The sequence below is a fragment of the Limnospira indica PCC 8005 genome (assembly GCF_000973065.1).
GTDB lineage: Bacteria > Cyanobacteriota > Cyanobacteriia > Cyanobacteriales > Microcoleaceae > Limnospira > Limnospira fusiformis.
The window spans coordinates 2,043,700-2,066,169 of record NZ_FO818640.1 but is presented as its reverse complement, the minus strand read 5'-3'; the positions used below and the strand labels follow the sequence as shown (position 1 = coordinate 2,066,169).

The window sequence follows — 22,470 nt, the reverse complement described above, 5'->3', positions numbered from 1 at the left end:
GTCAATCCCAATCATCACCCAATTCTTAAAAACTGACGCACCTATAATTCTGGGTCTACTATAGAACCCATAAACCAAATGGTGCGGGTTTGATTATCGCGAATGGCTACGAAAAATGGACGATTTACCACCATTGAGAATGGTTCAGTTATGGAGGGGGTACTTTCTGATAATACCGTAACTGAAGTGACAGCAGCGGCTTCTGTTCCCTCCTCATTAACCTCTACAAAAGTCTTATGTTTAACCTCAGAAATGCGTACATTGTTATCTAAAGTCATATTAGAAAAATCAGCTTGATTCGGGTGAAAAGCTATATCCATCCCCATGGATTTCAAACTATCGTTTAAACCGACTTCATACTCCAGTTTAAACCGGGGGAGTCGGAGCGAACCTGGTCGCGATCGCATTTGATTAATCCACTCTTCCCTAGAGTGCATTCAACCGTGTATAAAAGCGATCGAGGCTCACATTTTCACGGGGGAGAAATACATATAAACTAAATCTAGCGTCATCACCGTAGGGAAGGCTAATTCCTTGAAAATCAGAGTTTTTCAGATACAAATAATTGCCAAATTTAAACATCAGGGGATGAAGTTTAGTGCTACCATCAATCAGGGTAAAAGGCTGTGATTCGGTGAGTTCTTCTTCAAATTTTTCCGACCATCTCCCCTTAAAATATATGGCATTAATTAGATACAGAATAGTTTGATTGGGGATAGTTTTGACAATCTGAGCAATTTTGCCATTAGTTTCCTGTTTAACCCAATCATTAATTTGGGATGGCGTATCAGGACTACTAAAATCAACTGCTGTGAGTTTAGCCTGATCAAACTGATTTACCCTATCCAGAAAATCTGGTAAGAAAAAAGCAGATTCATGTAACCACAGAGAATTAGCAATATTAATTTGCACATCTTGATTAATGGCTGAAATTGAGTTCTTGAGAGCCAAATTTGCCTGATTGAGTTCTGCTCAACTGATACCCTGAACTTGCCAAGTTTCAGCGATCGCCTCTTGAGTAGTTCCCGCCGCCCCATTATAGGTCATAGCCAGAGCATTAGTAATACTCGCCGGAGAAATAAAAATATTTTCCTGACTTTGATGCTGATAAACATGATCAAACAGGTTAAACGCAAAACCGGTGTAAGCCGCCGCGACTTGGTAATTAATCCTCATATTTTCCGTAGTTTGATGTGCGCTTAAATCCGATGTTAAATGGGAATCTGGAATTTGATCAACAGCCCAACCACTGACTGCCACCATGACAGCCGTGGCTATTAATAATCCGATGTATTGGCAAGAATTAGCCCATAATTTTTTCATAAAATAACCTCAAATCATTGGGCAGCGATCCTGTCTAAAGATCTACTATTATTGATATCTATGTAGTCATCAAAAATCCGCCAATTATCGCATCCAAATATCTCTCTCGATCCCAGCCTTAGCCCCAGCCAGGTAGGAGTTAAGGTCCCAGGGGAGTTGGGGGGAGTTGGGGAGGACTCAGCCATTTCTGTAGTGAAGGTGAAAAAAGCGATCGCGGTTAGGGGGGTAAGAGATGGGACAATTGCTGCCCAAGATGCCACTAATTTAACCTTCATAGATCCAGTAAATAATGATTATTTGTTAACGTAAATTGCCCTAGGGAGGATAATTTATGCTATCATGTGGCTATAATTGTGGCATAGTTCCCAACTTAATGGGAAATGTTATAAAGTACCGACAGTTTTATGTCCATTAGTCTCCCAGCTAAGATTGAAGCGATTTTGTACCTGAAAGGTCAAGCCTTGTCCTTGTCCGAGATTGTACAATTAGCTCAATGCGATCGCGCCGAAGCAGAAGAGGCCATAATTCAACTAATGTCAGATTATGCCCACCGGGATACTGCCTTAGAAATTGTGGAAACCAAGAAAGGTTACAGCCTGCAACTGCGCCAAGCCTACGGGGAACTAATGCACACCCTAGTACCACCAGAATTAGGTGTAGGGGCTTTACGGACTTTAGCAGCGATCGCCCTTAATGGTGGCATTACCCAAACCGATCTCGTAGAATTACGAGGTTCGGGGGCTTATCAGCACGTTCAGGAACTGGTAGAATTAGAATTTGTCACCAAACGACGACAACCCCAAGCCCGTTCCTATTGGTTACAGGTAAGTAAAAAATTCCATCAATACTTTCAACTAGACCAACTTCCCCAGCAACTGTCGCTAAATTTAAAAGCAAATTTGCCCGAAGATACCACAGCATCCAGTTAAATCGACTAAACTAGAAGTAAAGTACAGCAGACACTAACAAGTCACCTCATGGTTTTTAACTCCGACTTTCATTCGTCTAATGACCAAGAAATCTCTGAGAACCCCCTGTTGCACTATCTACAACATCAACATCCCGATGTTTTAGCCCACATTGCTCAATCAGCCAGTCCAGAGATCAAAGAAATAATTTCCCGCAATGTCCAAGGTCTGGTAGGCGTTTTACCCTCAGATGACTTCGACGTACAAATCACAACCAATAGAGACAACCTGGCTGGCTTACTAGCTTCAGCCATGATGACTGGTTATTTTCTCCGTCAGATGGAGCAACGTATGCACCTGGAGGAAAATATATCCAGGACCGCGTCTTCGCGTTCCCAATCAACTAAACCAGAACGGGATTAACCGGATTAACCGGATTAACGGGTAATAGTAATTTACCCAAAAATCAGTCAACTCCTGATAGGGCGGAGTCTGGAGCTGCAGCCATCTGCACTTTCATGGTTTCGGTTTTTCCAAGGCGGTCAATCTCAATTTCCAACTCTTGTCCCACTAGGGTCAATTGTATTTGCTCTTGGACTTGGGTGGGGGTGCTAACCGGGGTTCCGGCGACTCGATTAATGATATCTCCCCGTTGAATACCAGCATTAGCGGCGGGTGAACCTTCGACCACCCGAACCACCAACACTCCCCGATCCTTAGTCAGTTTAAGATTAAGTTGCTGATCCATCTCGTCCTTAATGGTGGGGTTAAGGGCTACCATTTTCACCCCTAGGAAGGAATGGTCTGCTCTTCCGTTATCAAATAATTGATTAGCAATTCGCAGGGCGGTTTCAATAGGGATAGCAAAGCCCAAACCTTGAGCATTAGAACGAATAGCGGTATTAATGCCAATAACTTGACCCCGATCATTTAACAGGGGACCTCCTGAGTTACCAGGGTTAATAGCAGCATCAGTTTGAATAAAGCGCACCCGTTTATTAGGGATACCGACCTGAGAACTCGATCGCCCGATCGCACTAATAATTCCCACAGTTACGGTATTATCCAAACCGAGGGGATTACCAATAGCGATCGCCCACTGACCGGGAATCAACCCCTCAGAAACACCAATAGGGGCTGTAGGTAGGTCTTGGGCTTCAATTTTGACCACAGCAATATCAGTTAACTCATCGACCCCCCTCACCTGACCTTGAAACACGCGACCATCGTTAAGAGTGACACGGACTATATTAGCCCCATCAACGACATGAGCATTAGTAATCAGACGACCATCAGAACTGATAATAAATCCAGAACCAGTTCCCCGCTGCAACCGTTCAGAGTCCTGGGGAATGCGATCGCCAAAAAATCGTTTAAACAGGGGATGATTCAAAGCATCTGGTAAATTCTTAGAAGCAGTCCGCACAGCATCAATACGAATAACCGAGTGTCCTACCTTTTGTACAGCTTCAGCGATAAAATTGGAATTACTGCGAGCAGCAATAGGACTCTGACGGTAGTAGGGTTGAGTTTCCGGGGACACTTCTCGAACCACGGGGACGGCGGGAGAATTAGTCACCAGATGATTAGCATACAAATAGCGACCACCGATTAAACCAGTACCGCCCCCGATCGAAAGTAGGGCCAGATACACGGTTAGCTGCCTAAAAGATAAATCCATGTTTAAATATTCCGACCGGATCGATATCTGATACATTTACGCGACATTTATCCGGCTATTGCCTGACAATGCGACGATAGCACTATTACCCGTTAAGGTAACAGAGGCGGTATCCCGCAAAGCTTTTAGAAAGATTCCAAAAGCACCGTTCCAGTCCCTGGGTAGAGTGAACCCACACTCAGGACATCGGAACACTTTTGAGCCACCTAGCTGGGAATGCACATGACCACAGTGAGTACAGGTTTTGCTGGTGTATTCTTCCGTCACATCTACAACTGTGGTTCCAGTTATTTCCCCTTGATGTCTCAGGGTTAGTTTGAATCGATAATGCGCCCATGTCAGCATGGCGCGGGCAGTCTTAGACCTGATTAGACGCTTCACCTGACTGGCCATATCGGAAGTCTCGAAGGTGGGCAAAAAAATTAGGCTGCAGTTGTGAGTCAAGTAGTGAGCAATTTGTTTGTGGGCTTCATCAACTAGATTGCGGATTTTGGTTCTCATTCGTTGAGCCGCTTGCCTCATCCGTCGCCTCCTTGAACGACAGGGTTCCTTGGCGATTCGGCTCATCAAATCATCCAAATGTTGACATAACCGAGTGATGCGTCCTATATCTCCGGAGCCCAATTCCAGAAATCGTGAACCATCAAACCCAGTTATGAAAGTTCGGACGCCCGGGTCTAATGCAATCACGCCAGTAGCGTCAGTTGGGGTAACGGCAACTGGTTCAGGGAAAATCGCCAACCATCGACCTTTGGTAAACACCAACTGAGTCCCTTGCCCGCAAGTTTTAGGGATGGGTTCGGAAACCATGAAAGTTAATCCTTTCGTTAGTCTTGGATAACAACTCCCTGAAGAGAAATTAGTATTATTGAACTTAATCCCTTGAGAGCTGTCACGACAACTTCTAAACCTTGCATCAGGACTAGCGGTCAAAGCCTGATAGGCATCAAAGATGGCATTTTGCCGAATGTGGCAGGGTGTTTCTTTGACCCATTCGGGTAAGTCACTCTGCATCACTTTATTGCGTAATTTCAGTTTACTTAGTCGTTTACCACTCCTAGATAATGCAATTGCTTGGTTGTAGCAATACCGACAAGCGGCTAACCATTTGCGCCAGACTTGATTTAGCTCCGGGCTGGGGTAAATCCGGATCTTCTTTGACCTGAGTTTTGTATTTACTCCGTCCGTATAATCGGGAACTGAAGCAGTGGAGGATGGCGAGGATGTCCTCAACCATTTGTCGTTCTGGACTGAGACTTGTCTGGTTGAGAACCATGAGTGAGCACCTGTTTTGCTCACAGAGCCATCGAAACCAGTTCCATCCAAATCTGGCCAATCGGTCTGGGTGGGCAACGACAACCATGCGGACATCTCCTGACAAATGATGTCCCAGTAAGGCCAGCATTTTCTTTCCCTTGAAGTTGAGCCCGCCTCCGATTTCTGAGACGACTTCTGCTTCGGGGTAGAGGTTGGACAGTGCGGCCACCTGTCGGTTGAGGTCGGACTGCTGGGCGCGGCTACTAACTCTGGCATAGATAACGACTTTGCGTTTGTCACTGCCTGAAATGGAATCAGAATATGACTCAACGTTGTATCGTCGTTGCCCAGCGGGGGTTCTGATGGTCTCGATTGAGCCATTTTCGTCCCATCTGCGGAGTGTTCTTTCATGGACTCCAAGGATTTTGGCCGCTTCCTTGGGTTTGACATATCTGGCAATAGGTTTATCCTCAACTCTTCTCGCTTATTATTTTATTATACCGTATTGCCCTAAAATGTTAACCTAATTTGAGATTAAATCATGCTCTCAATCAAATGAACCCCAGCCATCAAGCTAAGTTCCTTCCCTCAATTCTAGCAACTGTATCCCAGCCTCGGCTATATTAAAGCCAATATTGCCCGGCTGCTACCATGAAACAAAATTAATATGGACTGAATATGATCTGCAAGTCAGCCTTGATCTCTGTTATCCTCCTAGGTGCGATCGCCCCTGTGGGACTAGCTAACGTATTTTCCCAGGAAGCGCGAGAAGTTTGTCCAACTCCGGTTTTATCCCGTTTGCAACGTCATCGTGTCGCCCCAGGCGAAACCCTAGAAACCATTGCGCGACAGTACAATTTAATTGCTGCTACCCTCATGGGTCTGAATCCCAGTTTACGCGATGGTGTAGTCTCCGTCGGACAAGAGATCCTGATTCCCCCCTACAATGGCATTCAGATAGAAGTAGAACCCGGTCAGACCTGGGTGGATGTAGCCCGCGCCCATAATACCAGGGCGGATGTAATTTTTGAAGTCAATGGCTGTCAACCGGAACCCAGGGTAGTATTTATTCCCGGAGTCAACTGGGCCCCTGCGCCGCCAGTTACCCTCTCCCCTGACCTGTTATCTGGTCATCCCTTGCCAATGATGACTGAGGTACTGTTTCGCTATGGGTGGCAGTTAGATCCTGTTAGTGGTCAAGTAGTATTTCATGGAGGTATTGATTTATCCGCACCTACCGGAACTCCTGTTTTAGCTGTAGGCAAAGGTGTGGTAGCTTTTGCTGGATATAGAGAGGGCTATGGTAATCTGGTGGTAGTTAATCACGCCCAGGGAAAACAAACCCGCTACGCTCACCTTTTGGAAACGGTGGTTGACACCGGACAGCAAGTAGCATTAGGGGAAACTCTAGGATTAGTGGGTCAGACGGGCCGACCAAGTAGCGATCGCCCCCACCTTCATTTTGAAGTCCGCTATAACTCCAATTTAGGATGGGTTGCCGAAGATCCTAGTCCTTACTTAAATATTCAAGAAGCAGACAGCCAGTATAAACGCCGAGTCCGCCGACAATAGGCTGGTTAAATTTAACCCCCTCGACTCCCTCCTGCACCTCTAAATGTAGCGCCGCGACCACCGGAACCAAAACCACCTCGTGTCACACCACCAACAGAGGGACTTCTACCTCCAGGAGTGGTATTACGAATACCTGCACTAGATGGAACAGCACGAGGGCTAGAATTAAAGCTACGATAGTAATAGTAGCGACCCCCGCGATGTTTATAGTAAGGACCATAATGGTAACCTACGGGGTAGGAACCATCGGTAATTGGTTCACATAGATCAGCTTCACCCCATTGTTGGTGACAGTCCTGAAGATTTCTATATACTTCTCGTCTTTTATGGTAAGAGGCGCAGGCTTCCAGACCGACTGATGCTATCAGGACTAGGGTGATAACTGCTGTTCTTTTATATCTGCGAAATTTAATTTTATCCATGATGAGACTCAGAAATTTGGCTTTGACATACTCCTAGGCGAAATCTGAACACAGTATAATGAGGACTATTTCTTTCTCTAGGATAACCAATGATCCGTGCCAGACCAAATTATGAGTCAACTTTTAACTTTCTTTTTAGATTTTCTGGTAGTCTTCTGATTTTGAGAAGGTGGTGTTGCTGCTTGTAAAGTTGGCATAGCGATAGTAACTGTAGTACCTTGGTCATGTCCGGCGCTGTCAAGTTTAATACCGCCACCCATCATTTCCATGAGACGACGCGCGATCACTAATCCTAAACCCACTCCTCCCGACTCCCTAGTGGTGGAACCATCAACCATCACGAAAGGCTGAAATAGTTGGCTTTGCTTCTCTGGGATTACCCCAATTCCTGTATCAACAATAGTTACAATTACCTGTTCAGATGCTTTGATAATCTGACCGGAATTAGAAGCGATCGCATTCCCCCAATTCGGGAAGCGTTCAAGTTTGCTAGAAATGGTGATACTACCAGCTTTGGTGAACTTGACAGCATTATTAATAATATTGATAAAAACCTGTTTAAGTTTATCTCGGTCTGCTTGTACTTCCAGAGGTTCAGGGGATAACATTAAGTTTAAATCTAAACCTTTCTGCTGAAGATCCAGAGTTTGTAAAGCGATCGCCTCTTGGAGAATCACCCCCAAGTCCGTCGGTTCCAAAAATAAAGATAGTTGACCTTCCTCAATCAAAGCAATATCTAAAATATCATTAACAATATCAAATAAATGCAGAGCCGAGTCATTAGCCATCTGTAAATATTCCATTTCCTCATCGCGATCGTCACAAAATCCTTCCTGAATCAAATTCAGGGAATTAATAATGCCATTAAGCGGGGTTCTTAACTCATGGGATATAACCCGCAAAAATTCATCTTTTAGCTGGTTAGCCACCCGCGCCTCCTTAGTCGCAAAAGCCAAGGCTTGAGCGCGAGACTGCAAACGATCAACCATAGTCCGCAAAGCCTGAGCCAACTGCTCAACTTCCCGGATTTTCAGATTTTTGGGAACCTCTACATGGGATTCAATGCTGTTAACTTGTAAAGCATAATCTCGGAGTTTTTCTAAAGGACGCGCCAAATCCCTAGATAGATATAATGCTGCACTAATAATCGCTATAATTAAACTCAGAATTAGCACAACTAAAACCGAATTAATATCCTTTAAGCCATAGAGAGCATCATCTAAACTCGCCACCGCCAAGATAACCCATTGACTATCATAATTCTTGGGAAAAACCGGACTTTCAATAGCATGATATCCCGCCAATAATTCTTCCCCATTTGGTTCAAAAGCAAACAAATGAATAAAATTAGTACGACCCGCCAACGCACTACGCAGTAAACTCTCTAGCCGCTGAGAATCAGCGTGATCTCTAATATTTAATCCCACCCACTGCGGATTAGGATGAGCTACAATAGTTCCAGCTTCATCTAAAATTACAGTCGAACCTGTTAAAGATTTCGGGGTGTGTTCACCTCTGAGTAAAGAATAAGACTCCAGACTTAATCCATAACGGAGTCGATTAACTTCTCCATCAGCAATATAAACCGGAGCAATAGAGATTAAACTTAGTTGATTATTTTGGCGACGAAGTAAAACTCTACTTCCCTCTGGACTATCGGACTCACTATCATCGAGATGTTGGGGAAAAAAGCCTTTGTCAGCCTCTGCAGTTCCCACATTAATAATATGAGCTTCCGACTGACTCACAGCCCAGTTCTGAGATTGAGTAGCAGACCATAAATCCTGGGGAAATTGAACCCGCGCCCCCTCGTCACAGGTACTAGCTACCATCTGATTGGTTTCCAGATTAGTCATTTGCAGACAGTTGACCTCAAAAGGTAATTCGGAGACGACCTCTTCGAGAAAACCTTGAAAATTCTCCTCTTCTCCAGACTGCAAAACGGAACTGTGAGCCACTAAAATCAAACTTGATCTCAAGGACTTCGCCCATTCATCAATACCCGCAGCTTTTTTAACTGCACTTTCAGTTAAGTTCAGACGAGCCGTTTCTAGTAAAGCTGAACGAGCTTTGCGATAGGTCACATATTGTCCAACCAACAACACCGGAAGGCTTAACAGCAAAATCCGGGATAGCAGAAGACGGCGAAATGAAGATTGACCGCGTTTAGACATAATTCACATCAAACAGAGGTGCTATGGCTCAGGGCTGCCCAATTCTCATAGTAGCGCGAACCCTGGCGTTATGAATCACTTGACAAATCATCGGGTTCTGATTTGGGGCTGAAACTGTGACTCAAAACGGAGGTATAGCACAAGACAGAACACTTAGGACGTATAATGGAGAGGACGAGATGACTAAGAAGACCAAAAATGCCAGCCCCCTATAGTTACGACCTCAGACAAAAAGTTATTGATGCCATTGAACTAGACGGTATGCCCAAAACAGAAGCCAGTCAAGTTTTCCATGTCAGCAGGAACACCATTAATCTCTGGCTGCAAAGAAAAGCACAGACCGGAGACTTCCTCCCTAAACCTCATCACCGACCTGGCAATAACCACAAAATTACCGACTGGCAGAAATTCAAGGCTTTTGCCCAAGAGCATGGCCACAAAACCTCCGCTCAAATGGCTGAACTTTGGGATGACGACATCTCTCCTCGCACCATATCCAGAGCCTTGAAGAAAATTGGCTTCACCAGAAAAAAAAACTTACGGCTACCAAGAACGTTGGAAGCAACAGCGAGAGGAGTTTATGGCTCAGATTGAACAGATGGAGCCGGAAGAAGTGGTCTACCTCGATGAAGCCGCCATGAATAGTCAGGACTCGGATTACCCCTATGGTTACTGCGAGGAAGGAAAACGCTTCCATGCACTCAAATCAGGGAAGAGGCAGGGCAGGGTAAGTATGATAGCCGCATGGTGTCATCAACAACTCTTAGCTCCCTTTAGCTTTGAGGGTTGTTGTAATCGGACAGTGTTTGAGTTGTGGTTGGAGTTCATCTTAATTCCAACATTGAAGCCAGGTCAGACTCTAGTATTGGACAATGCAACGTTTCATAAAGGGGGGCGGATTGCTGAACTGGTGGAGGCAGCTCAATGCCGTTTACTCTATCTACCACCTTATTCGCCAGACCTCAACAAGATAGAGAAATGTTGGTCGTGGCTGAAAGCCCGTATTCGCCACTGCATTGAGCAGTTTGATTCTCTCCATGATGCCATGGATTCCGTTCTCAAAGCTGCGTCCTAACCACCTTGACTAATGCTATAAACGGAACGTTGTAACCCCTCTAATGCTCTGCCTATAAACAAGTGAGTAATGCTATTCACAAGGCAGTAGTGAAAAATGTAAGCGCATGGTTAGAGGGTGAAGGATGTGACCAGAAGCTAAAGCCCAATTGTCATGGTGGGGATATGCCCACAGGTCACGGTGTGGATATAGATACTGCGATTATTAGGAGTATAGTGGCGAGAACGAGTTCAAAGACTACGTGCTGCATAAAGCTCTGAACATTGAAGTACGAAAGCAGGGGGTAGTAACCCTGTTCCGATGACAAAAGGGTATCCACATCAGGAGCCGTGTGATGGGAAACTATCAAGCACGGTTTTGAATGGGAGTTCGGGAAGGTGACTTCACTCTCGACCCCTAACTCCTAGAGGATGTGAGATGTAGCCAGAAGCCAATGCCCAACTGTAATGATTGGGATATGCGTGCGAGAAGTTCAGGTATGAAATAGGGCTGAGATGCCCGAAATAACTACCTGGTGGGGACTTAAGCCCCTAGTCGCTGGATATAAGAGGTTAATCTCTGACCATCCCTATAACTGTTTATATGTCCCAACGTTTGGAATTCAACCTTCCAAACAAGGCAGGGAACCCAAGGTCATAAACGAAGTGTCTAGTGGGAGTCGTGAACCGATTGAGCATAGAGTAAAGGGCAACGGCGATCGCCATCAGCCAAAATTCTGACTGTTTCCAGGATTGAATTGACAAAAAATTAGGCGTGTTCATCATCAAGTTTTCCCAAATATTACTATGGTGAAAGACTCTAGCCATTATCTATCTGATACTAGGACATTCATCAATGGGGGTAATTTCCTACAGATGTAGATGTCTGGGTTGTCAATAATAGCCTAGCTAGATTATAGCTGGAAGGGGGGATTTATATAGCGATCGCCTGGAGAATATAGTCTCTCAACAGATAACTATATTGCTGTAAGTCTCAAATACTAAATATTATTATGATTTTCTGATAATGTTGATTTTTGTTAACAATATCTAAAATACATGGTATTTTCAGATCACATCCCTTACACTTTGCTGATAACAGTAGTTTATCAGTAACTTATTGATGATTGACATTAGTATATTCCCCCCGGCTCATGTAGTGATTAATCTTGTCCCAGTTATATTAGGTCAACAGAATACAGTTCCACAACTAGATATTCCCTACGAGCAAGTAGAACCAAACCCAGGAATATTGCTCGGCTATTTAATTGGCTATTTAGTGTTTGGTTTTTGATCATGGAAAATTTATCAAAGATGTGGAGTAGAAAATGCTTGGTTTGCTTGGATTCCCATTTTAGGAACCTATATAAATTTCGTGGCTGGGGATGAAGATAACCCGATTTTATGGACAATTTTGATGTTCATTCCCTGCGTCAATATTATTGCCATAATTTGGTTCATTAAAGCCTGGATTAGAATTTGTAAAAAACTAGAAAAAACTCCATGGTTAATTCTTTTGTGGATAGTTCCTGTGGTAGGAACCTTAGTTTTCTACTCCTATCTCGCTTTTGGTTAAGTTAATGTGGGAATCAAAATTATGCTAAAACTCAAGCACAGAAAAACGATATTTTGGTTTTTGATTGCCTTATTAGCTGGGAGTTCCATGGCGGTATATTCCCAGTCAGAGATTAATTTTTTCGTGAAAACTTTTGAACTTGTGTTATTTCAGCAATTGGCAACCGTGGTCATTTACCTAACCTGTTTTGGGGTAGATTTGCTAAAAAGTCGCTAATTGATGGGGAATTATAATGGTAGGTAAAACACTCAAATCGCCTGTTCTGCTTTCTCGCCAACAGCGACAAAAACGGATGTTTAGTTTAGCGATCGCCTTAATACCTATTATCGGTAGTATAGGGTTTAACCTAGGTATTCATCTGGAGTTTTTGAGATGTCCGCTAATGCGATATGTGGGGGTTCCTTGTCCAGCCTGGGGGTTAACTAGATCGTTAATGGCTACAGTCAGAGGTGACTTAAATCAGGCGATCGCCTACCATTTATTCGGTCCCCTAATTTTCTTGGGTTTTGTGATTGCTATTATTCATCTAATTTTGGAAATTATCAAAAATCGAAAATTAGATATTTTTTATATTCACTGGTTAACTAATCCCCAGGTACAAATTTTGATTTTTCTGATTCTACTCGGCTATCACAGTGTGCGATTGCAACATTTGTGGCAAATTGGTAAACTGTATCCATCTTTCCTAAACTCCCCGATAGGACGCTTGCTCCTTAGCTAAATCTCCGATAGCATCTGAAGGCTATGATCATCAAAAATTTGCCAATCTTCCAGAATTCAGTTATGATGTGTAGGCATTGTTGCTAACTGAGGAGGATCATGAAAACCTGGTCGTGGATTTTACCCCTAGAGGCGATCGCTTGTTTAGACAAATCCCTAGGGGGTAACCATGAATAATAAAATACTCCGAAAAATCACTTATTTTATCAGCATTTTGGTCTTGACATTTTCCTTAAATGTCGCTTTTCACAGTCCCGCTTTCGCTCAATTTTCCTTATCTCCCGCCTCATCAACCACTGATCAGCAAAGTCAAACCTTTTTGTGGAATGTCAACCGCGCTTATAGCTGTGGTGCTAGTTGGTGTAGCAAAGTTTATTTAGGTGGCCAAGGTTTTCGTGGCGGATTAACCCTCGGTGCGCGACGGAGTTTAGAACAAGATGACCGCGAAACTGCCTTAACCTTAGAAAGACGTGCAAAATTAGTACAGGAAGCCTTTAATCGAGGTCTCCGCAATATTAGCAGAAATCAAGAATTACCACCAACATATCATCGAGAAGATTGGCAGTTTTGGCGGTTGTTTAATAATGATAAACCTCTCCATCCATTTACGCCGCAATTAAATATAGGTATTAAGAATAATGAAACGGTAATTTATACTCAACCAGATCCTGATTTACGCATCCCTAGAGTTGTAGTAATAACCGTCAATAATCATGATGCCATTGTTAATGGCACAACAGTTGAAGAATTAGCATCAGTTTGGCGAGACCAAATCACCCAATATGCTAGTGAGGCATTATGGGGCAAAGAATTTGATGCTCAATATCCTTTAGCAAGAATTACAATCAGCTTGGTTATTGTGGGATTTACTTTCCTATGTCTGAGGCTGATTTCGGGGTTAAGCAAATTACTAACACAATGGCGCACTCGAATTAAAATAAAATTAAAATATCTGGTCGATGAGGCGAAAGTTAACCCCGAGACCTTATCAGGAGAAACTATTTCTGATGCTGTAGTTAACCAGCATGAAGACATCAGTTATGATGCCGATGAAGTTGAGGATGTGAAAAGTAATGGTCAACGCTATAGTTCAGGTTATCTCAATCAAAAGATTCATGAAAAAATCAATCAAATCCCTAAACTGATCGCCAGGAGATTAAATAGTCAAGTATCACTTCAGCAAGAAAAAAACTTAGTAGAATTATTGCGGAGATTTCTGTTTATAGGGGAATTATTAGTTATTTTAATGGGTATCAGTTTAATTTGTTTTGTATTTCGGCAAACTCGTCCTTTAATTATTATGTTTGCCTATCAAGCAATTCTGATACCTAGCCTGTGGATTAGTATTAGCTTAATTGATAAGCTGTTAGATTTTTTCATTGATAATACCTTAAATAGTTGGGCTAAAGAAAAACAAGAATCCCATCCTAATTCTAACCGTTACACTATGAGAGTTAGCACCTATTCTCCGGCGCTAAAAGGTGGTAAAAGTTGGCTTTTCTCCGGTCTGGGAATTTATTTGACTGTGGCAATTATGGGCATCAATACGGCTTTCATAGCCGGGGCAGGAGCCTTCGCTTTATTGACAGCTTTTCTATCTCGAAATTTAATAGAAAATATGTTAAATGGCATCTTAATTTTTATTACAGACCGTTATGCTGTCGGTGATGTAGTCCAAATTGGCAATTTAGCCGGAGCCGTAGAAAGCATGAATTTGTATTGTACTAATCTCCGCAATTTAGATGGTCAATTAATAACTATTCCTCATGGTCAAATCACCACAGTTATTAATAATACTAAAGACTGGTCAAGGGTTAACCTAGGCTTGAAAATTGCCTGGGATGCTGACATCAGAAAGGCTATGGAAATTATTCTTAAAGTCTGTCAAAAGATGCAAAATGAGCCGGAATGGTCAGACAAGATTTTAGAACCTGCTGAGATTCTGGGAGTTGATGATATTTCCCATGAGGGGATTGTGATCCGGTTTCTGGTTAAAACTATACCTAGCCAACAATGGGCGGCAGCAAGGACCCTGCGGTTACGACTCAAACAAGCCTTAGATGAAGCAGAAATTGCCCTAGGTGTTCCTCAGCGTTCCTTATGGTATCATAAACATGATAATCAAACTTCTGAGGATTTCCTTAATTTGCTCAAGCCCTGATTATTAGTTAATTTATGTACTCTAATCAACCCGATATTGGTTATGTTCCTACCCCTCAAGATTTGCTAGAGGATGTTCTCCGTTGGGTGAAAGTTGGTGCTGATGATGTTTTATATGACCTAGGTTGTGGAGATGGACGGGTAGCGATCGCCGCCGCCGAAAAATTTGGCGCGAGGGGAGTTGGTATTGATATTGACCCCGATCGCATTAAGGAAGCCACAGAAAATGCCAAAATAGCCGGAGTTAGCGATCGCGTCATCTTCCGTCAAGCCAACCTGTTTAACAGTAATTTTCAGGAAGCCACAGTTATCTTTATTTATCTGTTACCTCAGCTTAACCTACGCTTAAAACCCCAATTATTCCAACAACTACAGCCGGGAACCCGCATTGTCTCCCGCGACTTTGATATGGGAGAATGGACCCCGGACGCTGTACTGCATTTAACCCACCCCGAAGAGGAATGCACATTCTATTTTTGGAGTATCCCAAGTCCGGTAAAATAATAACTGTTATTCAGATTCGTAAAAACCAGAAGGTGAAATGGGAACAATGTTAGTTTGTTGCTGGTTATTTAGGGCGCGGTTATTCCACACAGCGATCGGCAACCACAAAAACCTAAGATGCTATTAATACTCTACCATGAAAATTGCGATTCTATCTCAAGATAGTTCCCTTTACTCTACTCGGAGACTGAAAGAATCAGGGGAACAGCGGGGCCATGAGATGCACGTAATCGATTACCTGCGCTGCTACATGAATATTACCTCCCATAAACCCATGGTTATGTATGGGGGAAAACCCCTAGAAGGATTTGATGCCATTATTCCTCGTATTGGTGCATCTAAAACCTTTTATGGTACTGCTGTTGTCCGCCAATTTGAGATGATGGGTGTGTTTACTCCCAATGAGTCTCAAGCCATTTCTCGGTCTCGTGATAAGCTGCGTTGCTTGCAATTATTAGCCAGAGAAGGCATAGGTCTTCCGGTGACAGGATTTGCCCATTCTACCAAAGATATTGATGGTTTGATTAACGTAGTTGGTGGGGCCCCCTTAGTGATTAAACTGTTAGAAGGAACCCAGGGAATTGGTGTAGTTTTAGCTGAAACATACCAGGCGGCTAAGTCTGTAATCGAGGCTTTTCGGGGACTTGATGCCAATATTTTAGTCCAGGAATTTATTAAGGAAGCTGGGGGGGCAGATTTACGCTGTTTTGTAGTTGGTGAAAGGGTGGTGGCTTCCATGAAACGCCAAGGCGCAGAAGGAGAATTTCGATCTAATCTTCACCGGGGAGGAAGCGCCCAAAAAGTCAAATTAACCCCAGAGGAAAGATCAACCGCTGTCCGCGCTGCTAAAATTATGGGGCTGAAAGTGGCGGGGGTGGATTTATTACGATCCAATCATGGACCTGTGGTAATGGAAGTTAACTCCTCACCGGGACTAGAAGGAATTGAGACAGCAACAGGAGTAGATGTACCTAGGAAAATTATGGAGTTTCTGGAAAAGTATGCCGCACAAGGTAATGCGCGCGATCGCACCCAAGGTTAAAATTTACGATCCAACTAGCCAATTTAATGATATCCTAGGGAGGTAGGTTTCTTTTGTGTATTAACAAAGTTGGATAATTATGGAAGTTAATGACCTAGGATTTGTTGCCAGCATTCTTTTTGTGCTAGTTCCTGCCGTGTTTCTTCTGATTCTGTATATCCAAACCCAGAGTCGCGAAGGCAAAGAAGGATAAACTCACATTTTGCCAGTTTTTTCCCAATTAAAAAAGCGCCGAGGCTATTAGCCAATAGCGCTTTTTTAGTCATGATTTTAGTTAAAGCATTCCCGTTGCCACCATCTGGCGTTGATAGCCAATATTGGCTTCTTTTAGGCGTTTGACCGCTTCCGCCAAGCGATCGCAATCAGCAATCAGACTAATCCTAACATAGCCTTCTCCTCCCGCCCCAAAAGCATTACCTGGAGTCACCACCACCCCAGTTTGTTGCAGGACTGATAGGGCAAAATCCGTTGAGTTCATACCCACGGGACAGGGAGCCCACAAATACATCGCCGCTTTGGGTTTAGGAATATTCCAGCCTAATTCTCCCAATTCTCGGACTAGAAAATCCCGGCGGGTGCTATACCTATTTTGTACCTCTTCTAAGTAGGAATCTGGCAAATTTAAAGCTGTTTCTGCCGCCGATTGTAAAGCCGAAAATAAACCATAATCTAAGTTTGTTTTCAGAGTTCTTAATCCCTGAATTACTCGCGAATTTCCCACCACAAAACCTACCCGCCAACCCGCCATATTATAGGTTTTTGACATGGTATGGAACTCTACCCCAATCTCTTTACCTCCCGGAATTTCTAGTAAGCTAGTCGGTTGATAACCATCAAAAGCTAGTTCCGCATAACAGAGGTCATGAACCAATAGAATTTGATGTTTGTGGGCGAAAGCCACCAAATCCTCAAAAAACTCCCTGGGGGCGGTTGCACCTGTGGGATTATTAGGATAATTAAAATAGAGAATTTTGGCGCGATCAGCAATATGATCCGGGATATCTGCTAAGTCTATAATCCAATCATTTTCTGGTTTCAGGCGAATTTTGTAAACATCCCCCCCAGAAATTAACGGACCCCGAAAATGGGCGGGATAAGCCGGATCTGGCGATAAAACCACATCTTGAGGGTTGACATAGGCTAAGGCTAAATGGGTGAGACCTTCTTTAGACCCTAATAGGGGTAAGGCTTCACTATTGGGGTCTAGGTTAACTCCATAGCGACGGTGATACCAACGAGTAATGGCCGCGCGGAAACTAGCAGTCCCTTCAAAGGGTGGATAGCCATGATTGGCTGAATTTCGCAAGGCGGCGATCGCCGCTTCTACTACAGGTTCAGGAGTCGGTCCGTCCGGGTTTCCCATACCCAAATCAATTAAATCAAGGCCTTGTTCACGGGCATGGGCTTTTAATTCATCTAATCGCGCAAATACATAGGGGGGAAGCTGTTTAACCCGATCTGCTGGGGTAATCCAATCTAAATTCATGTTGATTTCTGGTTGTTAACTTAAAAGTCAGTCGAGGGAATAGGGGGCGGTTTGACAGGTGAGTTGATAGTGCAATTTATTTTGATTAGTGATTAATTGCCCCAGACCTGAAGACAGATTAAACCGCCCATAGTTAACCTTTAACTCTTAGTTGCGCCCACAGGTACAGTAGTAGAAACCATGGCTGCCATTAATGATTCTGGGCAAACTTTAAAGGGTAGTCGGTGAATGTCAGACTTTTCACCACAGGCAATTTCTGCCCCATGCCTTAACTCGGCTAAGGTAATATTTCCTAACCCCAAATCCGCCAAAGTTTGGGGTAAGTGGATATCGCTATAAAACTTCAACAGTTGCCCTCTAGCAGAAGCTGCTAGTTGATTTCCTTGCAACATTTCTTCTAGGCGCAACTGTACTAAAATGCCATAGGCGACTTTTTCTCCGTGAAGGGTCTTGTGGGTGGCAGATAGGTGAGTTAAACCATTATGGACGGCATGAGCCGCTACAGTCCGACACTGCGCCCCCCCTAAACCACCGATCGCCCCAGCCAGTAAAACTGTGGCATCAACCACTTCTCGCCAGGTTTGGCTTCCGGGTTCATTGAGGGCTGCTACGGATTTTTGAAACAAAATGTCCCGCAGGACTCTCGCCTGTTGCACTGCTGCCACAATCAGGGTTTCTTCTGAATGTCCGCTACTGACTGACGCTTCATACCATTTGGCGATCGCATCTCCAATACCAGCAATTAAAGTCCGCATTGGCGCTGTTTGAATCAGGCTATAGTCCAGGATTAGCAAATCAGGACACTTGGCTAACCCTACATCATACAAGAATGCTCCCTCATTTGTATAGATATTTGATAGGGCAGTCCAGGCGGCGCAGGTCGCCCCAGAGGTGGGAATAGTTATAATGGGTACTCTCGTCCTATAAGCTAGGAGTTTGGCAAGATCTAAAGCCTTTCCGCCGCCAACTCCGATCACCAAGTCCCCTTGATGGTCCGCGCCAATTTGTTGGAGTTTCTCTAAACTGCTTTCGCTACAGTCGGGGGTATAGTTAGCCCAATTAGCCTTGAGTTGATGGGTTTCTATAATCGGTTGTAAATGGGGTTGAATTAATTTTAGGGTGCGATCGCCTCCCACTATTACCGGACGACTACCAAAGGCGGCGATCGCCTCTCCCGCCTCCGCCAGTCTGTCAACTCCTCGAATTACTTGGGCTGGGGCAATACTTAATGCCGGAGTTGGGCTGATATAAGTGGTTTTGGTCAATAGGGGAGAGGATAAAGGTTCCATACAGGCCCTCGCAAAATTCGTTAAGTCGCTAATTCTAGCCGATTTTACTCATAACTGGGAAGATCTCATCCCATTAATTTTGATTTTACATACATTGGGCTAAAACTTCCACCGTTTGCTCTCCGGTTTTCTGCCAGGAAAATTCTTGACATCTACTGAGTCCTTTTTGTCTAAGTTGTCCCGCCATTTGTGGATCGCTGATTAGGGTTTTCATGGCGGCGCTGATCTCTTCTACTTCATAGGGATTTATCAGTAGGGCTGCCTCTCCAGCTACTTCCGGCAATGATGCTAAATTTGACGTGATTACAGGGGTTCCACAGGCCATAGCTTCTAACACCGGAAACCCGAAACCTTCCCATAAACTTGGGAAAACTAAGGCGATCGCCTGATTAATTATTGACGGTAATTCCCCCGCTGCCACATAGTCTAAAAATTTTACCTGTTCCCTTAGTCCCAATTCTTTTACCTGTTGTTTTAATAGGGGTGTATAGGTGCTGTCACTCGGCCCCGCTAACCACAGTTCATAATCTTTCGGTAATTCGGAAAATGCTGTAATTAGCCTCGGTAGATTTTTATAATGATCATGGCGACCAATATACAAAAAGTAGTTTTGCGTCGGTAAATCTAAAAATTGAAACCTCTGGCGATCGTACCCTAATAAAATTGGAGTGATTTTCCTGGCACTAATTCCTAACATCTCCACTAAACTATTCCCCGTCGCTTCCGAATTGCAAACAATATGTTCCGCTTGTTTTAGCACCGCCGGAACATAGGATTTAAAATAAGCTGTTAATCGCGACCCTCGCTTCGGAAATTTTAGCGGAATTAAATCATGAGCCATTACTATTGACCTACAACCTGTATATAAAGGCGCTTCTGGTAGGGGTGAAAATAACAACGTAGCGCCTGATTTTTTATAGATTAATGGTAACTTAAATTGAGTCCAAATTAATCGCCTCAAATGTCCCTTTGTACCATGGTCAGGTGTCATATTATTCGGAATTTTCTGGCATTCATAACCACCTATATCATCAGCAGTTAGCAATAAAGGCTCTAGGGGTTTCAACCAGGGTATAAGATTAGAAGCATATACTGATATACCTGTGGCTTTCGGTATTAAAACTGATAGATTAATTGCTAACTTACCCTTCAATTATCATCTCCTCAATAAATCTCTATAAATAGTAATTATCGCCTGGCTTAATATCCCCATATTCCATAACTTACTCCTTGAGGATATATTCATTTATGTCAATATTCCATCAAGAGCCGATAACTTTTACTTTGGATGTGGACATAAATTTTTCCTGCCACTATTTCCCATTCTCTTATAATAGGTCAATAAAGGGAGTTTGTCAATAGGTAATTATGGGTATTTAGTCAAAAGCGATCGCACTTCATAACCAGATATATCTGAGGTTAAATGAATATTTTATATGGATTCGATGAAGTCCATTAAATTGTCATAATTTCTATCAACAACCTAGCCATTTGTGGCTGTATGCTTGACAAAAACCAGTTTTTGTGAAAAAATATCATACACATGGTATCGTGGCTGTTTTTTTGAGAATTTTAGGCTATAAGTGAGACCTAAGCCATTTTTAGCCTCTGGAGTTAAGTTAAATCTTGTGGGTAACGATTCCCAATTGTTGTAAATGCTGACCGAGTTTAGATGGTGTCTGAGAGGGTTGGCTATCCTCTACAGAAACCGATGCTGATGTGTCTGACGGTAACTCTTCTGGGAGAGGAATCCAATGACCACGGCTATCATACCAACGCAGCCAAAAGCGCTTTAAGCCTTGGTATTCTCCAGACCACAAGCCGAGACCCAAATCTAATCCAGGAAACCAAAACTGATTGTTGTTTAACTCCTGTTTCTGATAGCGATCGCCTAACAGCTTAAACAACTGTAAACTATTGGTAGTATAGTCAAAAATCACATAGAAAGGAATCCCCAGAATTTGCTCATAAACCTCCCAAGCTGTAGGTTGTTGAGGTGATGATGGTTGTTTGGCTGATTCATCTCGGCTAGGGAGAAACTCCATAACCATTGCTGGTCGTCGTCCTTCCTGCCAGGTATAATAGCCTTGTTTCCGAGGTAAATCAACTAGAGACTCAGATAAACCAACTACCGCAAACCAATCGGGATATTCGCACCAGGTGGGGTGATTAGGGTCATAATAGAGACTCATATTATTAGCCATCAAAATCCGATCTCTCGAATATTGAGGAGGTGCAAAAGTGAAGCCAAATAATTCCGACTGTAGCTGATGATAGCTGTGATTATCTCCGGGCTGTTTACACTTTTTTATATCCATAATAACTAACCACTATTTACTGCAAATTATTTTATCTCAAAAACCTATATTTTACATAGTCTACAACTCCCATTAATTTAGCTAAACTAGCCTGATAATAACGGGGAAAAGTGATTAGGGAAACCACAGTAATCCGTAGTATTCGATACCAGCAAGCCGAACTTTTAGCGTGTTTTTCTAAACTCAGCAGATAGCTATAGATACTATGTTTGAGTTTCAGATGAGGATTTCTCCCAGTAATCGATGAGGGATGGTGAATTACCCCAATGTGGGGAGTCATCCCAATTTGATGTCCGAGTTTACTATAACGCAAACACAGGTCAAAATCTTCGTAATATAAAAAATAATCTTCATCAAACTGAGGACAGTTTCCGAATTTTTTGAGATTCATTAACAAGCTACAAGCGGTAACCCAGGTAGTGGGGATACAATCAGAGACCGATGCGGGGAGATGCTGTTGCTGGACAATCAAGCCAGTTTCCTGTATAAATTCTCCTCCCCCAAACCAAACCCGTCCATCAGGTTGATAAACTAATGTTCCCAAAATTGAGAATTGGGGATTTTTCCTCAAGACCGCTAAAATTTGGTTAGGGGTATCTTCTGGAATGACAACATCAGGATTAACTAGCCACACCCAAGCATTGTTGTCTCGCTGATAAACCCACTGTAACCCCAAATTACAGGCGCGACCAAATCCTAAATTGTGGGAAGCATCTAAAATAATGACTTGTTTTGTGTGTAGTTTCCAGATGCTTTTATCTTGGGGGGAGTTGTTGACAATAATAATCTGATGGTCAAGACTTGAACTATTAGCGATAGATTGAATGAGTGTCTCAATCAAATCAGTAGAGTGATAATTAACAACTATCCAATAAATCACAAAAGCTGGTTTTAGATATAATCATAATTTGGGTTTATAGAAATAACCCCAGGGTAGCCATAATTAAGTAAGTTGAAAACAGCATATATATGTCGGCACATATTC

At 43.2% G+C, this 22,470-nt stretch carries 23 protein-coding genes and 1 pseudogene; 11 read left to right on the top strand and 13 right to left on the bottom strand.

Going from position 1 to position 22,470, the window contains the following annotated elements; genetic code table 11:
- Positions 1 to 41: 41 nt before the first annotated feature.
- The 3 genes and pseudogenes from XZ46_RS37330 to XZ46_RS35000 form a co-directional block, all read right to left on the bottom strand.
- Positions 42 to 437 (bottom strand): serpin family protein, encoded by a 396-nt coding sequence (locus XZ46_RS37330; protein WP_006620339.1) that lies wholly within the window; start codon positions 435 to 437, stop codon positions 42 to 44.
- Positions 427 to 1,176: pseudogene (locus tag XZ46_RS09050) on the bottom strand (serpin family protein). The gene XZ46_RS37330 and the pseudogene XZ46_RS09050 overlap by 11 nt, the downstream one beginning before the upstream one ends.
- 161 nt (positions 1,177 to 1,337) lie before the next feature.
- On the bottom strand, positions 1,338 to 1,598 hold the full coding sequence (locus XZ46_RS35000) for a hypothetical protein (protein ID WP_035758531.1): 261 nt from the start codon (positions 1,596 to 1,598) through the stop codon (positions 1,338 to 1,340).
- Positions 1,599 to 1,727: 129 nt separating this feature from the next.
- On the opposite strand from XZ46_RS35000, the gene scpB reads away from it, so the two are divergent.
- Both scpB and XZ46_RS09035 read left to right on the top strand, forming a co-directional pair.
- Positions 1,728 to 2,252 (top strand): SMC-Scp complex subunit ScpB, encoded by a 525-nt coding sequence (gene scpB, locus XZ46_RS09040; protein WP_006669738.1) that lies wholly within the window; start codon positions 1,728 to 1,730, stop codon positions 2,250 to 2,252.
- A 48-nt stretch (positions 2,253 to 2,300) separates the two neighbouring features.
- The gene (locus XZ46_RS09035; RefSeq protein ID WP_006620345.1) at positions 2,301 to 2,654 is read left to right on the top strand and encodes a DUF760 domain-containing protein; all 354 of its coding nucleotides are present in this window, start codon (positions 2,301 to 2,303) and stop codon (positions 2,652 to 2,654) included.
- Positions 2,655 to 2,697: 43 nt separating this feature from the next.
- Here the strand turns inward: XZ46_RS09035 and XZ46_RS09030 are convergent, their stop codons facing one another.
- From XZ46_RS09030 to XZ46_RS28805, 3 genes are read right to left on the bottom strand one after another with little or no spacing between them, the layout of a single operon-like run.
- Entirely contained in the window at positions 2,698 to 3,912 is a 1,215-nt protein-coding gene (locus tag XZ46_RS09030) for an HhoA/HhoB/HtrA family serine endopeptidase (RefSeq protein WP_048895391.1), read from the bottom strand.
- Between the two features lie 36 nt (positions 3,913 to 3,948).
- The gene (locus XZ46_RS28810; protein ID WP_230428095.1) at positions 3,949 to 5,058 is read right to left on the bottom strand and encodes an RNA-guided endonuclease InsQ/TnpB family protein; all 1,110 of its coding nucleotides are present in this window, start codon (positions 5,056 to 5,058) and stop codon (positions 3,949 to 3,951) included.
- Positions 4,970 to 5,629: an IS607 family transposase gene (locus tag XZ46_RS28805; protein ID WP_071533505.1), complete on the bottom strand. Its 660-nt coding sequence runs from the start codon at positions 5,627 to 5,629 to the stop codon at positions 4,970 to 4,972. The genes XZ46_RS28810 and XZ46_RS28805 overlap by 89 nt, the downstream gene beginning before the upstream one ends.
- Before the next feature lie 236 nt (positions 5,630 to 5,865).
- On the opposite strand from XZ46_RS28805, the gene XZ46_RS09020 reads away from it, so the two are divergent.
- Positions 5,866 to 6,741, top strand: coding sequence for a LysM peptidoglycan-binding domain-containing M23 family metallopeptidase (locus tag XZ46_RS09020; RefSeq protein WP_006620348.1), 876 nt, complete (start codon positions 5,866 to 5,868; stop codon positions 6,739 to 6,741).
- A gap of 11 nt (positions 6,742 to 6,752) precedes the next feature.
- Here the strand turns inward: XZ46_RS09020 and XZ46_RS09015 are convergent, their stop codons facing one another.
- Together XZ46_RS09015 and XZ46_RS09010 are read right to left on the bottom strand one after the other, a co-directional pair.
- Positions 6,753 to 7,163 (bottom strand): hypothetical protein, encoded by a 411-nt coding sequence (locus XZ46_RS09015; protein ID WP_006620349.1) that lies wholly within the window; start codon positions 7,161 to 7,163, stop codon positions 6,753 to 6,755.
- A 116-nt stretch (positions 7,164 to 7,279) separates the two neighbouring features.
- The gene (locus tag XZ46_RS09010; RefSeq protein ID WP_006620350.1) at positions 7,280 to 9,337 is read right to left on the bottom strand and encodes a sensor histidine kinase; all 2,058 of its coding nucleotides are present in this window, start codon (positions 9,335 to 9,337) and stop codon (positions 7,280 to 7,282) included.
- A 198-nt stretch (positions 9,338 to 9,535) separates the two neighbouring features.
- Here XZ46_RS09010 and XZ46_RS32130 point away from each other — a divergent pair.
- The 8 genes from XZ46_RS32130 to psbM all read left to right on the top strand — a co-directional run bounded on the left by XZ46_RS32130 (position 9,536) and on the right by psbM (position 16,585).
- Positions 9,536 to 10,412, top strand: a protein-coding gene (locus tag XZ46_RS32130) for an IS630 family transposase (RefSeq protein WP_006667970.1) whose coding sequence is annotated in 2 segments (ribosomal slippage) — positions 9,536 to 9,865 and positions 9,867 to 10,412 — 876 coding nt in all. Because the reading frame shifts where the segments join, the coding sequence is not laid out codon by codon here.
- Positions 10,413 to 11,693: 1,281 nt separating this feature from the next.
- Entirely contained in the window at positions 11,694 to 11,966 is a 273-nt protein-coding gene (locus XZ46_RS36425; RefSeq protein ID WP_498366212.1) for a DUF5684 domain-containing protein, read from the top strand.
- Positions 11,967 to 11,987: 21 nt separating this feature from the next.
- A complete protein-coding gene (locus XZ46_RS08990) occupies positions 11,988 to 12,182 on the top strand; it encodes a hypothetical protein (protein WP_006669746.1) in 195 nt (64 codons plus the stop codon).
- 16 nt (positions 12,183 to 12,198) lie between these two features.
- Complete coding sequence (locus XZ46_RS08985) at positions 12,199 to 12,687, top strand: DUF2752 domain-containing protein (protein WP_006620354.1); 489 nt, start codon at positions 12,199 to 12,201, stop codon at positions 12,685 to 12,687.
- 168 nt (positions 12,688 to 12,855) lie between these two features.
- Positions 12,856 to 14,847 carry a mechanosensitive ion channel family protein gene (locus XZ46_RS08980; protein ID WP_008049849.1) on the top strand — a complete coding sequence of 664 codons (1,992 nt, stop codon included), beginning with the start codon at positions 12,856 to 12,858 and terminating at the stop codon, positions 14,845 to 14,847.
- A 14-nt stretch (positions 14,848 to 14,861) separates the two neighbouring features.
- A complete protein-coding gene (locus XZ46_RS08975) occupies positions 14,862 to 15,350 on the top strand; it encodes an SAM-dependent methyltransferase (RefSeq protein ID WP_008049847.1) in 489 nt (162 codons plus the stop codon).
- Between the two features lie 136 nt (positions 15,351 to 15,486).
- Positions 15,487 to 16,392 carry a 30S ribosomal protein S6--L-glutamate ligase gene (gene rimK, locus XZ46_RS08970; protein ID WP_006620359.1) on the top strand — a complete coding sequence of 302 codons (906 nt, stop codon included), beginning with the start codon at positions 15,487 to 15,489 and terminating at the stop codon, positions 16,390 to 16,392.
- Between the two features lie 79 nt (positions 16,393 to 16,471).
- Positions 16,472 to 16,585, top strand: coding sequence for a photosystem II reaction center protein PsbM (psbM, locus tag XZ46_RS28790; protein ID WP_006620360.1), 114 nt, complete (start codon positions 16,472 to 16,474; stop codon positions 16,583 to 16,585).
- 81 nt (positions 16,586 to 16,666) lie between these two features.
- On the opposite strand, the gene XZ46_RS08960 is transcribed toward psbM, so the two are convergent.
- From XZ46_RS08960 to XZ46_RS08940, 5 genes are all read right to left on the bottom strand, one after another.
- The gene (locus XZ46_RS08960) at positions 16,667 to 17,878 is read right to left on the bottom strand and encodes an aspartate aminotransferase (protein ID WP_006620362.1); all 1,212 of its coding nucleotides are present in this window, start codon (positions 17,876 to 17,878) and stop codon (positions 16,667 to 16,669) included.
- A 140-nt stretch (positions 17,879 to 18,018) separates the two neighbouring features.
- Complete coding sequence (locus tag XZ46_RS08955) at positions 18,019 to 19,167, bottom strand: iron-containing alcohol dehydrogenase family protein (protein WP_006620363.1); 1,149 nt, start codon at positions 19,165 to 19,167, stop codon at positions 18,019 to 18,021.
- Between the two features lie 85 nt (positions 19,168 to 19,252).
- Positions 19,253 to 20,320 carry a glycosyltransferase family 4 protein gene (locus XZ46_RS08950; protein ID WP_006620364.1) on the bottom strand — a complete coding sequence of 356 codons (1,068 nt, stop codon included), beginning with the start codon at positions 20,318 to 20,320 and terminating at the stop codon, positions 19,253 to 19,255.
- Positions 20,321 to 20,786: 466 nt separating this feature from the next.
- Positions 20,787 to 21,485 (bottom strand): Uma2 family endonuclease, encoded by a 699-nt coding sequence (locus XZ46_RS08945; protein ID WP_008052769.1) that lies wholly within the window; start codon positions 21,483 to 21,485, stop codon positions 20,787 to 20,789.
- A 31-nt stretch (positions 21,486 to 21,516) separates the two neighbouring features.
- On the bottom strand, positions 21,517 to 22,365 hold the full coding sequence (locus XZ46_RS08940; RefSeq protein ID WP_006620366.1) for a glycosyltransferase family 2 protein: 849 nt from the start codon (positions 22,363 to 22,365) through the stop codon (positions 21,517 to 21,519).
- Positions 22,366 to 22,470: the final 105 nt, after the last annotated feature.